This window comes from Rhizobacter sp. Root1238, assembly GCF_001425825.1.
Taxonomy (GTDB): Bacteria; Pseudomonadota; Gammaproteobacteria; order Burkholderiales; family Burkholderiaceae_C; genus Rhizobacter.
Genome location: NZ_LMDM01000034.1, coordinates 162,600 through 177,781 on the forward strand (window position 1 = coordinate 162,600; position 15,182 = coordinate 177,781).

16 protein-coding genes are annotated in these 15,182 nt (G+C 66.3%); 7 read left to right on the plus strand and 9 right to left on the minus strand.

Annotated elements, in window-relative coordinates; genetic code table 11:
- Positions 1 to 14: 14 nt before the first annotated feature.
- The 8 genes from fabF to ASC98_RS22100 form a co-directional block, all read right to left on the minus strand.
- Positions 15 to 1,259 carry a beta-ketoacyl-ACP synthase II gene (gene fabF, locus ASC98_RS22065; RefSeq protein WP_056815804.1) on the minus strand — a complete coding sequence of 415 codons (1,245 nt, stop codon included), beginning with the start codon at positions 1,257 to 1,259 and terminating at the stop codon, positions 15 to 17.
- A 28-nt stretch (positions 1,260 to 1,287) separates the two neighbouring features.
- Positions 1,288 to 1,527, minus strand: a complete 240-nt coding sequence (gene acpP, locus ASC98_RS22070) for an acyl carrier protein (RefSeq protein ID WP_009552529.1) — start codon at positions 1,525 to 1,527, stop codon at positions 1,288 to 1,290.
- Between the two features lie 163 nt (positions 1,528 to 1,690).
- A complete protein-coding gene (gene fabG / locus ASC98_RS22075; RefSeq protein WP_056815806.1) occupies positions 1,691 to 2,452 on the minus strand; it encodes a 3-oxoacyl-ACP reductase FabG in 762 nt (253 codons plus the stop codon).
- Positions 2,449 to 3,387, minus strand: a complete 939-nt coding sequence (fabD, locus tag ASC98_RS22080) for an ACP S-malonyltransferase (RefSeq protein WP_056815809.1) — start codon at positions 3,385 to 3,387, stop codon at positions 2,449 to 2,451. Before fabD ends, fabG begins: the two co-directional genes overlap by 4 nt.
- 69 nt (positions 3,388 to 3,456) lie before the next feature.
- Positions 3,457 to 4,449, minus strand: coding sequence for a beta-ketoacyl-ACP synthase III (locus tag ASC98_RS22085; RefSeq protein ID WP_056815811.1), 993 nt, complete (start codon positions 4,447 to 4,449; stop codon positions 3,457 to 3,459).
- On the minus strand, positions 4,446 to 5,549 hold the full coding sequence (gene plsX / locus ASC98_RS22090; RefSeq protein WP_056816046.1) for a phosphate acyltransferase PlsX: 1,104 nt from the start codon (positions 5,547 to 5,549) through the stop codon (positions 4,446 to 4,448). The genes ASC98_RS22085 and plsX overlap by 4 nt, the downstream gene beginning before the upstream one ends.
- 201 nt (positions 5,550 to 5,750) lie before the next feature.
- Positions 5,751 to 5,933 (minus strand): 50S ribosomal protein L32, encoded by a 183-nt coding sequence (rpmF, locus tag ASC98_RS22095; RefSeq protein ID WP_056815814.1) that lies wholly within the window; start codon positions 5,931 to 5,933, stop codon positions 5,751 to 5,753.
- Between the two features lie 164 nt (positions 5,934 to 6,097).
- On the minus strand, positions 6,098 to 6,643 hold the full coding sequence (locus ASC98_RS22100; RefSeq protein WP_056815816.1) for a DUF177 domain-containing protein: 546 nt from the start codon (positions 6,641 to 6,643) through the stop codon (positions 6,098 to 6,100).
- A 41-nt stretch (positions 6,644 to 6,684) separates the two neighbouring features.
- Between ASC98_RS22100 and ASC98_RS22105 the strand changes: the two genes are divergently transcribed.
- Positions 6,685 to 7,278 carry a Maf family nucleotide pyrophosphatase gene (locus tag ASC98_RS22105; RefSeq protein WP_056815819.1) on the plus strand — a complete coding sequence of 198 codons (594 nt, stop codon included), beginning with the start codon at positions 6,685 to 6,687 and terminating at the stop codon, positions 7,276 to 7,278.
- Positions 7,279 to 7,281: 3 nt separating this feature from the next.
- Positions 7,282 to 8,043 carry an SAM-dependent methyltransferase gene (locus ASC98_RS22110; protein ID WP_056815823.1) on the plus strand — a complete coding sequence of 254 codons (762 nt, stop codon included), beginning with the start codon at positions 7,282 to 7,284 and terminating at the stop codon, positions 8,041 to 8,043.
- A 19-nt stretch (positions 8,044 to 8,062) separates the two neighbouring features.
- Here ASC98_RS22110 and ASC98_RS22115 read toward each other — a convergent pair whose 3' ends face one another.
- Positions 8,063 to 9,574, minus strand: a complete 1,512-nt coding sequence (locus ASC98_RS22115) for a DEAD/DEAH box helicase (RefSeq protein WP_082541993.1) — start codon at positions 9,572 to 9,574, stop codon at positions 8,063 to 8,065.
- 227 nt (positions 9,575 to 9,801) lie between these two features.
- Here ASC98_RS22115 and ASC98_RS22120 point away from each other — a divergent pair, with 227 nt between their 5' ends.
- Genes ASC98_RS22120 through ASC98_RS22140 form a run of 5 tightly spaced genes read left to right on the plus strand, consistent with a single transcriptional unit; the run spans position 9,802 to position 15,165 of the window.
- Positions 9,802 to 10,683: a WxcM-like domain-containing protein gene (locus tag ASC98_RS22120; protein WP_056815825.1), complete on the plus strand. Its 882-nt coding sequence runs from the start codon at positions 9,802 to 9,804 to the stop codon at positions 10,681 to 10,683.
- 3 nt (positions 10,684 to 10,686) lie between these two features.
- Positions 10,687 to 11,253, plus strand: coding sequence for a GNAT family N-acetyltransferase (locus tag ASC98_RS22125; protein WP_056815829.1), 567 nt, complete (start codon positions 10,687 to 10,689; stop codon positions 11,251 to 11,253).
- Positions 11,250 to 12,362 (plus strand): DegT/DnrJ/EryC1/StrS aminotransferase family protein, encoded by a 1,113-nt coding sequence (locus ASC98_RS22130; RefSeq protein ID WP_056815833.1) that lies wholly within the window; start codon positions 11,250 to 11,252, stop codon positions 12,360 to 12,362. The genes ASC98_RS22125 and ASC98_RS22130 overlap by 4 nt, the downstream gene beginning before the upstream one ends.
- Positions 12,362 to 13,654 (plus strand): O-antigen translocase, encoded by a 1,293-nt coding sequence (locus tag ASC98_RS22135; protein WP_056815835.1) that lies wholly within the window; start codon positions 12,362 to 12,364, stop codon positions 13,652 to 13,654. The genes ASC98_RS22130 and ASC98_RS22135 overlap by 1 nt, the downstream gene beginning before the upstream one ends.
- Positions 13,651 to 15,165 carry a hypothetical protein gene (locus ASC98_RS22140; RefSeq protein ID WP_157597996.1) on the plus strand — a complete coding sequence of 505 codons (1,515 nt, stop codon included), beginning with the start codon at positions 13,651 to 13,653 and terminating at the stop codon, positions 15,163 to 15,165. Before ASC98_RS22135 ends, ASC98_RS22140 begins: the two co-directional genes overlap by 4 nt.
- Positions 15,166 to 15,182 lie beyond the last annotated feature (17 nt).

Here is a 15,182-nt window from a genome sequence, read left to right on the forward strand (position 1 = left end):
GCGGATCGGGCCGGTCAGACGCGCTTGAAGACCAAGGTGCCGTTGGTGCCGCCGAAACCGAAGTTGTTCTTCACCGCGTACTCCATCTTCATGTCGCGCGCGGTGTTGGCGCAGTAGTCCAGGTCGCACTCGGGATCCTGGTTGAAGATGTTGATCGTCGGCGGCGCCACCTGGTGGTGCAGCGCGAGCGTCGTGAACACCGACTCGATGCCGCCGGCGCCGCCCAGCAGGTGGCCGGTCATCGACTTGGTCGAGCTGACGACCAGCTTCTTCGCATGGTCGCCGTAGGCCAGCTTGATGGCGTTGCTCTCGTTCAGGTCGCCGAGCGGCGTGGACGTGCCGTGCGCGTTCAGGTACTGCACCTGGTCGGCATTGAGGCCGGCATTGCGCAGCGCCGCCTTCATCGAGCGCTTGGGCCCGTCGACGCTCGGCGCCGTCATGTGGAAGGCATCCGCACCCATGCCGAAGCCGACCAGCTCCGCATAGATCTTCGCGCCGCGCTTCTTCGCGTGTTCGTATTCCTCGAGCACCACGACGCCGGCGCCTTCGCCGAGCACGAAGCCGTCGCGGTCCTTGTCCCAGGGACGCGAGGCGGTGGCCGGATCGTCGTTGCGCGTGGACAGCGCGCGCGCTGCCGCGAACCCGCCGATGCCCAGCGGCGACACCGTCGATTCGGCCCCGCCGGCGATCATCACGTCGGCATCGCCGTACTCGATCAGGCGACCGGCTTCGCCGATGCAGTGCAGGCCGGTGGTGCAGGCCGTGACGATCGCGAGGTTCGGTCCCTGGAAACCGAACTTGATCGACACATGGCCCGAGATCATGTTGATGATCGACGCCGGCACGAAGAACGGCGACACGCGGCGCGGACCGCGTTCGACCAGCTCGGCATGCGTCTCCTCGATCATCGGCAGGCCGCCGATGCCCGAGCCCACCAGGCAGCCGATGCGCTCGGCCTCGTCTTCGCTCAGAGCGTCGCCGGTGGGCAACCCGGCATCCTTCACCGCCTGCATCGATGCAGCCAGGCCGTAGTGGATGAAGGTGTCCATGTGCCGGGCTTCCTTGGCGGGGAAGTAATCCTCCACCTTGAAGCCCTTCACTTCGCCCGCGAAATGGCAGGCGAACGGCGACGCATCGAACTTGGTGATGGTCGCGATGCCGGAGCGCCCGGCCACGATGTTGGCCCACCCCTCAGCGACCGTGTTGCCCACGGGACTGATGAGGCCGAGCCCGGTGATGACGACGCGGCGACGGCTCATGCGATGCTGCTCAGTTGGGAACGAAGGCTCAGGCCTTCTGGTGCTTGACGGCGTAGTCGATCGCCAGCTGCACGGTGGTGATCTTCTCGGCTTCTTCGTCGGGGATCTCGATGCCGAACTCGTCTTCGAGGGCCATCACCAGTTCCACGGTGTCGAGCGAATCAGCGCCCAGGTCTGCCACGAAAGCCTTCTCGTTGGACACATCGGCTTCCGGAACGCCCAGTTGTTCCGCGATGATTTTCTTCACACGTGCTTCGATATCGCTCATGACTCCTCCAAGAGGGTTTGCTGAAACAGCCCGAGATTCTAAGGCTTGCAGGGTGTCGGCTCTAAGTCAGGCCATCACGCTGCAAACCAGGTTCCGGTCGGGGCCTTCCGGTCGGTAGGTGGTTCGAGGTCGATGCGTTCGACGCCGTTCGGCGTCGTTGGCGTCAATTCATGAACATGCCGCCATTGACGTGCAACTCCGCGCCGGTGATGTAGCCGGCGTGGGTCGATGCCAGGAAGCTCACCGCGTGCGCGATGTCGCTCGCCTGGCCGAGTCGACCCAGCGGAATCTGCGCCATCAGCGCGGTGGTCTGCTGTTCGGAGAGTTCGCTCGTCATGTCGGTCTGGATGAAGCCCGGCGCGACACAGTTGACGGTGATGCCGCGGCTGCCGAGCTCGCGCGCCAGCGCACGCGTCATGCCGGCGACGCCGGCCTTCGAGGCCGCGTAGTTGGCCTGGCCGGCATTGCCGCTCGCGCCGACGACCGAGGTGATGTTGATGATGCGGCCGAAGCGCTGCTTCATCATCGGGCGGATCACCGCCCGGCTGACGCGGAACACCGCCTTCAGGTTGGTGTCGATCACCGCATCCCAGTCGTCGTCTTTCATGCGCATCGACAAGGTGTCGCGCGTGATGCCGGCGTTGTTGACGAGGATCTGCAGGCCGCCGTGCTCCTTGAGGATGGCGTCGATCGCCGCTTCGATGCCGGGGCCGTCGTTGACGTTCAGGCACAGGCCGCGGCTGCCGGGAAAGGCCGACAGTGCCGCGCCGATCGCGTCGGCACCGGCCGGCGTCGTCGCGGTGCCGATGACCTTGGCGCCCTGGGCTGCCAGCGCCAGCGCGATGGCACGGCCGATGCCGCGCGAGGCGCCGGTCACCAGCGCAACCTGCCCGGCCAGCGCCGATGCGTTCTGGGAATCACTCATGCCAACAGGCCTTTCGCTTCCAGCAGCGTGGCCGGATCGTGGATCGCGGCCGTGACCGCATCGGCGTCGATGCGGCGGATCGTGCTGGCCAGGACCTTGCCCGGCCCGCACTCGAAGATGTGGCGGATGCCGCGCGCACGGATCGCCTGCACCACCTCGACCCAGCGCACCGGGCCGAAGGCCTGGCGCACCAGCGCGTCGCGGATGGCAGCGGGATCGTCCTGCACCGCGACGTCGATGTTGTTGACGAGCGGGATGCGCGGCGCGTTCAGCACCAGGCCGTCCAGCCGCGCCTTCAGCTGCTCGGCAGCCGGGCGCATCAGGCTCGAATGGAACGGCGCCGACACCGACAACGGCAGCGCGCGCTTCGCGCCCTTGTCCTTCAGCAGGCTGCACGCGAATTCGACGCCGGCCTTGGTGCCGGCGATCACGGTCTGCTTCGGGTCGTTGAAATTGGCGGCCTCGACGATCTCGCCGGACGCCGCCGCGGCTTCGGCGCAGCCGGCGCGCACGACATCGGCATCGAGCCCGAGGATGGCCGCCATGCCGCCGGCACCGACCGGCACCGCCTGCTGCATGGCCTGCGCACGAAAGCGCACCAGCGGCAACGCATCGGACAGGCCGATGACGCCGGCCGCGACCAGCGCCGCGTACTCGCCCAGCGAATGACCCGCCACCGCCGCAGGTTGCAGCCCGGTCTCGGCGAGCCAGGCCCGCAGGCAGGCGACGCCGGCGGTCAGCATCACCGGCTGGGTGTTCTCGGTCAGGTCGAGCGATTCCTTCGGGCCGGCGTGGATCAGCTGGCCCACATCAACGCCGAGGGCGTTCGACGCTTCGGCCAGCGTGTCGCGCACGGCGGCGTGGCCGCCCCAGGCGTCGAGCATGCCGACGGCTTGTGAACCCTGGCCGGGAAAGACGAATGCGAACGAAGTCATGTCAGCGCCTTGTAGTCGCGGCAATGCAGAGAAAACTGGACAGATCGCGGACGGTTGCTGGGCGCGTGCTCAGTAGTCGAACAGCACCGCGCCCCAGGTGAACCCGCCGCCGACGCCCTCGAGCATCACGGTGTCGCCGCGTTTCACCGTGCCGGCGCGCACCGCGACGTCGAGTGCCAGCGGGATCGAGGCGGCGGACGTGTTGCCGTGTTCGTCCACCGTTGCGATCAGCTTGTCCAGCGGCAGCTTCAGCTTCTTGGCCGTGCCCTGCATGATGCGGATGTTGGCCTGGTGCGGAATCAGCCAGTCGATGTCGGCATCGGTGCGCCCGGCCTTCGCGAGCACCGAGCGCGCCACGTCTTCGAGCACGCCGACGGCGAGCTTGAAGACGGCCGGGCCGTCCATCTTCAGCAGCGGGTCGCCGGTGATCTTGCCGCCGGACACGGTGCCGGGCGTGCAGAGGATGTCGGCATGGCGGCCATCGGCATGCAGCTCGCTCGCGAGGATGCCGGGCGTGTCGCTCGCCTCCAGCACCACGGCGCCGGCGCCGTCTCCGAAAAGCACGCAGGTGGTGCGGTCGTTGAAATCGAGCAGGCGCGAGAAGATCTCGGCGCCGATCACCAGCGCCTTGCTGGCTGCCCCGGTGCGGATCATCGAGTCGGCCACGGTCAGCGCATAGACGAAGCCGGAGCACACCGCCTGCACGTCGAAGGCCGCACAGCCGGCGATGCCGAGCTTGCGCTGCACGATGGTGGCGGTCGACGGGAAGACCATGTCGGGCGTCGAGGTCGCGACGATGATCAGGTCGATCTGCGACGCGGCGATGCCGGCCGCCTCGAGCGCATGCCGCGCGGCCGGCAGGGCCAGGTCGCTGCAGGGCACATCGGGCTCGGCGAAGTGGCGCGCACGGATGCCGGTGCGCGCGACGATCCACTCATCGGAAGTCTCGACACCCTTGGCGGCCAGTTCAAGGGCCAGGGCTTCGTTGGTCAGGCGCTTCGGCGGCAGGTAACTGCCGGTGCCGGTGATGCGCGAATAGCGGGTCGCAGAAGGTTGGGTCATGCAGCGAGGGCGGCACCGTCGGGCGTTGCACCGCCTGCACTTGCAGGGGTGGGCAAGGCATGCAGCGAATCGCGAATCCGGTCGTGCACCCGATCCAGCAAGTGATTGCGGGCCGCATCATAAGCCCGATTCAAGGCCTGCTCGAACGCATAGGCATCGGACGACCCGTGCGCCTTGAACACCAGGCCGCGCAGGCCGAGCAGCGCGCCGCCGCTGTAGCGGCGGTGGTCGACGCGGTGCTTGAAGTGGTTCAACACCGGCAGCGCCACCAGCGCGGCCATCTTCGTGAAGATGTTGCGCGTGAATTCCTGCTTGATGAAGTTCGACAGCATCGACGCAAGGCCTTCGGCGGTCTTCAGCGCGACGTTGCCGACGAAGCCGTCGCAGACGACGATGTCGGTCGTGCCCTTGAAGATGTCGTTGCCTTCGACGTTGCCGTGGAAGTTGACGTGGCCGCCCTCGGCCGCGGCGCGGAGCAGCTCGCCGGCGCGCTTGATCGTCTCGTTGCCCTTGATGACTTCCTCGCCGATGTTCAGCAGGCCGACGCTCGGGTTTTCCTTGCCGTCGACCGCCGCGACCAGCGCGCTGCCCATCACTGCGAACTGCAGCAGGTGCTCGGCGCTGCAGTCCACGTTGGCACCGAGATCGAGCACGGTCGTGTAGCCGTCTTTCTGGTTGGGCATCACCGCGGCGATGGCCGGGCGGTCGATGCCCTCGAGCGTCTTCAGCAGGTAGCGCGCGACGGCCATCAGCGCACCGGTGTTGCCGGCGGACACGCAGGCATGGGCGCGCGGCGCCTGGCCGTCGGCAGCGGACTTGAGCTGCGTCAACGCGACGCGCAGCGACGAATCCTTCTTGCGGCGCAGCGCCACCTCGACCGCGTCGTCCATCTCGACGACCTCGGTCGCCACCACGACATGGCAGCGCTCCCAGCCGGCCGCCGGCGCCAGGACCTCGGCACGACCGACCAGCACCACCTCGGCCAGCGGGTGGGCGGCGAGAAAGGCACGGCAGGCGGGCAGCGTGACGGAAGGACCGTGATCGCCGCCCATGCAGTCGATGGACAGGCGGATGACATCGGTCGCGGCGGGCGGCGACATCGGGTTCATGGACACAGGAGCGGCGGCGAAAGGTACGGCAGCGGACTCAGGCAGCGACCACCGAAGCAGCCACCACCAGAAAGACAAACGCCCGGCACTGCGTCGGGCCGCAGGCCGGGTCGGTGCAAGGTCTCGCAGGTTTCACGCATCTTGCCTTGACCGCGACGGTGCGCGAACAGGCGGAACTGCGCGACAAGCGACTCAGGCGTCAGCCTTGGTCTTCAGGACCTTGCGCCCACGGTAGAAACCGGTGGGGCTGATGTGGTGACGCAGGTGCGTTTCACCGGTGGTCTGCTCGATCGCCGTGCCCGGGTTGGTCAGGGCATTGTGCGCACGGTGCATACCGCGCTTCGAGGGCGACTTCTTGTTTTGCTGAACGGCCATGAAATTTCTCCTTGAGCCTGAGGCCCTTGCAGGTCTCGGTAAACATCCCCACACCCTCTCAGGAGCCAGGCGGATGGCGCTGAAGCCCCCCAGGATCTTCCGGGGACGCAATCAACGCTTTGACGAAAAAGCCTGCGATTCTAGCATGGCCTCTCAGCCCCGGATCAATTGGGCAGCTGGCCGCGCTTCAGGGCGGCCAGCGCGGCGAACGGATGGGCCTCCTTCTCGGCCGCCACCTCTTCGTCGGACACCGGCACCTCCAGCGGCTGCGGGCAGTGCGCGTGGCGCGGCACGATCGGCAGCGCCAGCAGCAGCTCGTCTTCCACCAGCGTCAGCAGGTCCAGCTCGCGGGTCAGCGCCAGCACGTCGTGCTCGCTGTCGGCGTCGAGCGCCGCAGCCGCGTCTTCGCCGGCCACGAACTGGAACGAACTGTCGATGGCCAGCGGCGCGGTCATCGCCGACAGGCAGCGCTGGCACTGCAAGGTCACGGTGGTTTCGGCCGTCAGATGCAGCCAGGTCTCGGCGGCACCTCCGGGCGCCACGCGACGCTCGCCCTGGGCCACCCAGGTGACATCGGCACGGCTTTCAGGCAGCGCGCTCTGCTTCAGGCGCACCAGCTCGTCTTGCGGCCAGCGGCCTTCGAGGCGGACGGATTCCTGGGCGAAGGCCTCGACTTCCAGGCGGCGGGGATCATTGACGCGGGACTTCATCCGTCCAGTGTACGAGCGCGCGCGATGGGAGAATCCTCGCCATGACCCCACGTCCCTCGCTGATCCTCGGTTCCACCTCGCGCTACCGGCGAGAGCTCCTCCAACGGCTGCGCCTGCCGTTCGAGGTCCGCTCGCCCGAGGTCGATGAAACGCCGCGGGACGGCGAAGCACCGGCCGTGCTGGCCTTGCGGCTGGCCCTCGCGAAGGCCCACGCGGTCGCGGCGCAGGCGCCGGACGCGGTCGTGATCGGCTCCGACCAGGTCGCCGACCTCGACGGCACGCCGGTCGGCAAGCCCGGCAACCACGAGCGCGCAGTCGCCCAGCTGCGCTCGATGCGCGGCAAGTCGATCGTGTTCCAGACCGCTGTCGCCGTGGTGTGCCTGCAGACCCGTTTCGAGGCCTCGGCACTGGTGCCGGTGCGGGTGCGCTTTCGCGAGCTGTCGGATGGCGAGATCGAGCATTACCTGCGCGCCGAGCAGCCGTACGACTGCGCCGGCAGCGCCAAGTCGGAAGGCCTCGGCATCGCGCTGCTGACCGCGATCGAGTCCGACGATCCGACGGCATTGATCGGTCTGCCGCTGATCCGCACTGCCGAGTTGCTGCGCCAGGCCGGCATCGACCCGCTCGCGGCCTGATCGATGACGACGCCCGGCCAGCTTTTCCTGGTACCGAACACGCTCGACTTCGGCGTCTCGGCCGACAGCGACCTGCGCGAGGTGCTGCCCGGCGGGGTGCTGCGCACCGCCGCGGGCCTGGGCCACTGGGTCGCCGAGAACGCCAAGACGACGCGCGCGTTCCTGAAGCGGGTGGATGCGGTCGAGCCGCTCGCGCGCGCGCTGCAGGAGATCTCGATCGTCGAATTGCCGCGGTCGCCCAAGGGCCGCGACACCGGTGCACCGCCCGACCTGAAACCCCTGCTCGCACCCGCCGTCGCCGGACGCGACATCGGGCTGATCTCCGAGGCCGGGCTGCCGGCCATCGCCGACCCGGGCTCGGACCTGGTGCGCGCAGCGCATGCGTTGTCGATCCGCGTCGTGCCGTTGTCGGGCCCGAGTTCGCTGCTGATGGCGCTCGGCGCCAGCGGGCTGAACGGGCAGAGCTTCGCGTTCGTCGGCTATGTGCCGGTCGACGCGATGCAGCGCACGGCCCGCTTGCGCGAGCTGGAATCGGTGTCGCGCAAATTGCGCCAGACCCAGCTGATGATCGAGACGCCGTATCGCAATGCCTCGTTGCTGGCCGCCCTGCTTGGTGCGCTGAACCCGGACACCCGCCTGTCGGTCAGCTGCGGGCTGACGCTGGCCGGGGCGTGGACGCGCAGCGACACCATTGCCCGCTGGCGCAGCCAGCCGGCCGAGTTGCCGAGCGACGTGCCGGCGGTGTTCTCGATGCTGGCCGGGTGATCTGCCGACCGATCGACCGTCAGGCCTGAGGCGGCGGCGCGACCTTGGCACCGAACAGCGCCGCGACCTTCTTTTTCGGCTTGATGTTGGGCGACAGCCGCCCGCCGGCGGCCGGTACGGCTGCGGCCTTGCTCTCCCAGGCCGGCTCCCCGGTGGCACTGGGCTCGTAGGGCTTGTCGAAGAACGGATCGGCGGATGGGCGCGGCGGCGCATGGCTGCGCTGCGGTCGGGCGTCACGCGGCTCGCGGGATTCGGCCGGCGCATCGTCCCAGCTGCGGCGCGGCCGCTCGGCACGCTCGGCCACGCGCGGGCGCGCATCGTCCAACTCGATCGGCTCGATCTCGATCTTCTTCTTGATCAGCTTCTCGATGTCGGACACCAGGCGGGTGTCGTCGCGGGTGACCAGCGTCACCGCCAGGCCGGAGGCGCCGGCACGCCCGGTGCGGCCGATGCGGTGCACGTAGTCCTCGGCGTTGAACGGCACGTCGAAATTGAACACGGCAGGCAGGTCGGCGATGTCGAGGCCGCGGGCCGCCACGTCGGTGCAGACCAGCACGTCGACTTCGCCGCGCTTGAAGGCCTCGAGCGCCTTCAGGCGCTCGTCCTGCGACTTGTCGCCATGCAGCGCGTTGGTCTTGAGTCCTTCGCGTTCGAGCGAGCGAGCAAGGCGCGCGCAGCCGAGCTTGGAGTTGACGAACACGATCGCCTGCTTCAGCTCGCGCTCGACCAGGATCTTGCGGATGGCGGCGCGCTTGTCGTCGGACGACACGCTGTAGAAGCGCTGCTCCACCGTCGACGCGGTGGCGTTCGGCCGGGCCACTTCGACGAGGATCGGATCCTGCAGGTAGCTTTCGGCCAGCTTCTTGATCTCGGTCGAGAAGGTGGCCGAGAACAACAGCGTCTGGCGCTGCTTCGGCAGGTAGCTCAGGATGCGCTGCAGGTCGGGCAGGAAGCCGATGTCGAGCATGCGGTCGGCTTCGTCGAGCACCACGTACTCGACGTGGTTCAGCACCGCGTTCTTCGCCTCGATGTGGTCGAGCAGGCGGCCCGGCGTGGCGATCAGCACCTCGACGCCGGCCTTCAGTTCGAGCGTCTGCGGCTTCATGTCGATGCCGCCGAAGACGACCGCCGCGCGCAGCTTGGTGTGTTTCGAATACGTCTTGATGTTCTTCGCGACCTGGTCGGCCAGTTCGCGCGTGGGTGCCAGCACCAGGGCCCGCACCGGGTGGCGTGCCGGCGACATGCTGGCGTTCTCGTGCTTCAGCATCTTGTGCAACAGCGGCAGCGAGAACGCGGCGGTCTTGCCGGTGCCGGTCTGGGCGGCACCCATCACGTCGCGGCCGGCGAGGACGATCGGGATCGCCTTGGCCTGGATGGGGGTGCACTGGGTGTAGCCGGATTCGGCAACCGCCTTCTGAAGGACCGGCGCCAGCCCGAGCGTGGAAAACTCCACTATGGGTGGCAATGCGACGACGTCGGTGGCGCCAAGTTGCAGAGGTTGGAGATTCGCGTCCGAAGAGATGGAGGTCATTGGCTGATTATCCTCTTTACCTCATTCCTCACCCCCTCCACCCTTTTCGCGCCAGTTGCGGCACAAAAAAGCTTCCACGATCCCTTAGAATTTGGAACTGCCTGCAGGACCATCCACGTCCTCGCCTGATTGCAACGCGCCGCAGGCGCCACACTGGAAGTCCGCCGACACAAGCGTGTTGCCCTGCCGGTTCGGCCTCGAGGCCATTCCAGAACCACCGTACCCTCATGCCAGCGTTCGAGCGTTCCAGCACCTACATCGATCCCACCGCGCGAATCCACCCGAGCGCAACAGTAGCCGCCGATTGCGAAGTAGGGGCGGGCGCATGGATCGGTCCGGAGGCGATCATCGGCGCCGGGTGCAAAATAGGTGTGTCTGCCTACATCGGCACCCGGACGAGGATCGCACCCGGCACCGTCATCGGGCCCCTGACTGCCTTCGTGGACGTCGACGCAGACGGCCGTGGCACCCTGGTTGAGCGGGACGTGGTAGTCGGTGCGCACTCGACCGTGCTGCCGGGCTTGACGATTGGAGCCAACTGCGTGATCAGCGCTGGTTCCGTTGTCTCGAGGTCGGTGCCGCCCGCCGCAGTGGTCGAGGGAAGTCCGGCCTCCATCGTGGGCTACGCAAACACTGTGGCAGGCCTGTCCGCCCCCGTCGCCTTCGCACGCAAGGGCACGCTGACGGAAGACACGCCGGTCAAGGGTGTCCAGATCTTCCACTTCCCGGTGATCCCAGACATGCGCGGAAATCTCACCGTCGGGGAGTTTGAACGCCAGATCCCCTTCATTCCGCGTCGATATTTCATGGTGTTCGGCGTTCCTAGCCGCGAGGTTCGTGGCGAGCATGCGCACCGTGAATGTCACCAGTTCCTGATCTGCATGCACGGCAGCTGCTCGGTCGTCGCCGACGATGGCATCAAGCGTGTCGAGATTGCATTGGACGAGCCGGGGAAAGGCCTCTATCTGCCGCCGATGACCTGGGGCATCCAGTACAAGTACTCGCCCGAAGCCATGCTGATGGTCTTCGCCTCGCATTTCTATGATGCGGGTGACTACATCCGTGACTACGACACCTTCCTCGACGTTGTCCGTCGGCAATCGGCCTGATCCATGTCGAGTCCGAGGATTGCCAAGGCCCTGCGGATCCAGGGGCGGACACTGAATTTCCGGGATGCCCGCATCGAGGACGCCGAGTTCATCCTCTCCCTGCGCAACGATCCTGCGAAGTCGCGGCACATCTCGGCAACGTCGAGCGAACTCTCGCAGCAGGTGGCTTGGCTCGAGAGATATGCGCAGAACGACAGCGAGGCGTATTTCGTCATGACCGACGCGGCCGACAACGCACTGGGCACGGTGCGCCTGTACGACGCCCGAGGCCGGAGCTTTTGCTGGGGAAGCTGGATCCTCGCGCCCCACGCTCCGGCATCAGCGGCGATCGAATCGGCGCTGATGGTGTATGCCTACGCATTGGACACCCTCGGCTTCAGTTCAGCCCATTTCACTGTCAACGTGGACAACGAACGGGTATGCGCATTTCACGAGCGTTTCGGAGCTGAGCGAATCGAGCAGGATGTACACGAGATCTCGTATGGATTGAGCGAAGCATCCATCCGCGCGTCAATGCAACGATATGCACGCTATCTGCCTGGCCCTCTTGTCGTGGAGCTGAAGAATTGATTCCCTTTCTTGACCTCAAGACCATCAACCTGCGGCAGCGCGAGGCGTACCACGCGGCACTCGACCAAGTACTCGATTCGGGCTGGCTCGTCCTGGGCAAGGAAACCGAGGCCTTCGAGCAGGAGTGGGCCGCGTTCTGTGGCGCCCGGCATGCCATCGGCGTCGCCAACGGGCTGGACGCCATGCACCTTGTCCTGCGGGCGTGGGGAGTCGGTGCCGGTGATGAGGTGATCGTTCCATCCAACACGTACATCGCCACCTGGCTGGCGGTCACGCAGACCGGCGCGACGCCCGTTCCGGTCGAGCCGGACGATGGCACTTTCAACCTGGACCCGAAGCGGGTCGAAGTCGCCATCACCCCCCGCACGCGCGCAATCATTCCGGTGCATCTGTATGGTCAGACTGCGCAGGTTGGCGAGATCACCACCATCGCCCGAAAGCATGGCCTGAAAGTGCTGGAGGACTCCGCACAGGCGCATGGTGCACGCCTCGATGGCCAGGTTGCCGGCGCCCTCGGAGATGCGTCGGCTTTCAGTTTTTACCCGGGCAAGAATCTGGGCGCACTGGGTGATGCGGGTGCGATCACGACCGACGATGAGGGGTTGGCGGCACGCCTGCGGGTGCTGCGAAACTACGGATCGCAGCAGAAGTACCACAACGAGGTGGCCGGCTACAACTCCCGCCTGGACGAACTTCAGTCCGCATTCTTGCGTGCCAAGTTGCCGCTCCTCGACGCAGACAACCGACGTCGCCGGGCCATCGCTGCACGCTACACGAGCGAACTGGTGACGGTCGCCGGCCTGCGCTTGCCCGAAGTCGACAGGAACTGCGAGCCGGTGTGGCATCTCTACGTCGTCCGACATCCGGAAAGGGATGCGCTCGGTCGCGCGCTGGCCGCTGCCGGGATCGGCACGATGGTCCACTATCCGATACCACCGCATGCTCAGCCGGCCTACGCATGCCTGTCCATCCCGATCGGCTCGCTGCCGATCTCCGAACGGATGCACCGGGAAGTTCTGAGCCTGCCGATCGGCCCGACCATGACCGATGCCGAAGTCGACGCCGTCATCCGCGCCGTGCACACAGCCGTCAAATCCGTCGGCCGCTGATGAGCCTGGTCAAGACGAGCTTGCTCAATGCCATCGCGGTCGCCATCAAGGTGACCACGTCGCTGGTGCTGAACAAGGTCCTGGCTGTTCATCTCGGCCCCAGCGGTTATGCCGTCATTGGTCAGTTCCAGAACCTGCTCGCGATGGTCGTTGCGGTCGCGAGCGGTTCGGTCGGCGTGGGCGTCACGAAATACACCGCCGAATATGCCGACGAGCCCGAGCGTCAGCACCTCGTCTGGCGTACGGCAGCGCTGATCAGCCTCGTCGGTGGCAGCTGTTGCATCGTGGTGCTGGTGATCGCTCGGCACGAACTTGCACAGTGGGCTCTGGCGGATCCGGCGTTGTCGGACGTGATCCTGTGGCTGGCCGGAGCGTTGTTCCTGATCCTGCTGAACACGTTGCTGCTGGCCATACTCAACGGGAAGAAGGCCGTCCGTGCCTACGTCCTGGCAAACATTGCCGGCAGCCTGCTGACGGCACTGATGGCAGGCGCCTTGGTCACGTGGTGCGGTCTGCAGGGCGCCCTTGTAGCGGTTGCCACGGGCCAAGCGGTGGCATGCCTCGCGACTGTCGTACTGTTCGCACATGCGCTCCCGCAGTCCTGGTCGGCGCTTGCACCGGCATTCGACCGGCAAGCGATGGGCAGGTTGGCGCACTTCGCCGTCATGAGTATCACCAGCGCCGTCGTGGTTCCATTGGCGCAGTTGCTTATCCGCGATGGGATCGCCGACCGTCTTGGCTGGCATGACGCAGGGCTGTGGCAGGCGGTGTGGCGCGTCAGCGATATTCACCTGATGCTGCTGACGACCACCCTTTCGTTGTACTTCCTGCCCCGGTTCTCCGAGATCCGTCGCAACGATGAATTGCTGGCTGAAGTGAAAAGCGGCATGCGGCTGGTTCTGCCGCTGGTGCTCACGTCTGCCTTGTCCATCTACCTGCTCCGCGGCTGGCTGATCCCGACCCTGCTGACGGACAGCTTCCTTCCGCTGGTAGACGTCATCGGGTGGCAGTTGATCGGCGACATCGCCAAGGTCTGCAGCTGGGTGGTCGCCTACACGCTGATCAGCCGTGCTCGTACCACGGTCTACGTCGGCCTGGAGATTGCATTCAGCGCCCTGCTGGTGGCACTGTCGCTCGCAGGCACGAACTTCGACGGACTGCGCGGCTCCGCAGTCGGCTATGCCGCGACCTATGTACTCTACGGCTGCGCCGTGCTCTTCTTCTTCAGAAGAATGCTGCGCCAGGAGCCGGGCTCTGAGGTCTCTCGCGTGCAGCCAACCAATAAAACATGAATCCCATGATGGCAACAGGCGACGGCGAGCCGAACCCGATCGACGACAAGCGAGCACGGGTGGTGCCGTTCGTCGACGGCATGCTCCGTGACATCGCCGCCGAATCCAACTGGGACCTCGCAGCACTGATGGCCGAATGGTTGGCGCGATTTCTCGTCGAGAACCACTGCGGTGTGTACGTGCTGGACGCGCTGGAGAAGCTGCTTCTTTCCAAATTGCCACACAAGGACATGGCTCCTCCTGCGGTTCCGGAGATCCGCGGGCAGGAATTGCATATCGCGTCCGAACTCTATGCCCATGGCGGGCACAGCCGCCTGCTGGCGATCCTGGTTGCACACGGGGCCGGTCGGCCGGAGGTCCTGATCACGCGCCCTGCAGCCCGGGACAGCCTCCGCCCGTTGCTGAACCTGCCGGACGATCGACTGCACATCGTCCAATCCCATGATCCGCTGCAGCAGTTTCGCGAGATCGCCTGCATCGCCGCGAAGTTCTCGCACGTCATCCTTCACGTTCACCCGGACGACGTCATCTGTACCACCGCGCTGCGCTGGTTGGCAATTGCGCCGCATCGTCCGAAGGTTCACCTGTTCAACCACTCCGACCACACCTTTTCGGTCGGCGTGGATCTCGCGGATGCGGTGCTGGAGATCAGCACGTTCGGTTGGGCCTTGCGCACCGCTCGCGCGAGCCTGGACAAGTCCAGCTTTGTCGGCATCCCCATCAGGCGACCAGCGGCACCAACGTCTCCAGCGGTCGAAGAGCGCCTGCCTGCCACGCTCTTCAGCGCGGGGTCGGCGTACAAGTTCCGGCCGCAGCGCGGCGCATCCTTTCCGGCGCTGATGGCCGAATTGCTGCACCGGTTGCCGGACGCGACACTGACGGTGGTCGGTCCCCGGGCAACTGACGCATGGTGGTGGCCGCTGCGCTTGCGCTTGCGCAGCAGGGTGCGCCTCCAGCAGCGCCTGCCGCACGCCGAGTACCTGAAGCAATTGCACCGTTGCGCAATCTACCTCGACAGCTACCCGGTCACTGGTGGCACGGCATTCACCGAGGCGTTGATCCAGGGATGCAGCGTGGCCTCGCTCAAGGGGGCATCGTTCGGCTATGGGATCGCCGATGGCCTGCGAACCGCGAGCACAGAGGAATTGTTCGAGCAGATTTCGCTCTTGCTCTCTCGCGACGCACTCACGTTGGAACGGCAACAAGTCATGCGGGAGCGAGCGCTGGCCTTCCATGCACCGGACGCGACGCGGCAGCGAATGGAGTCCGTTCTGCGGGACGGGATAATCCTTCCCCCACCCGCTGAGTTCGCGCAAGATGCGCCCCACCTCTCGTTCGAAGAGCAATGGTCGCGGCGTCGGCGGGTCGTTTCACCGGGCTTCCGCAATGATCGACAGGCCAGACTATTCCCTCGCTTTGCAGCCCGGATGCTCAAGGCATTCGGCCTTCGCCATTCCGCGCCAGTTGCACTTCTCGCCAAGGCAGCCCTGGCCGCCGCGACCCGCCGATGAGTATTAGCCAAATGCAG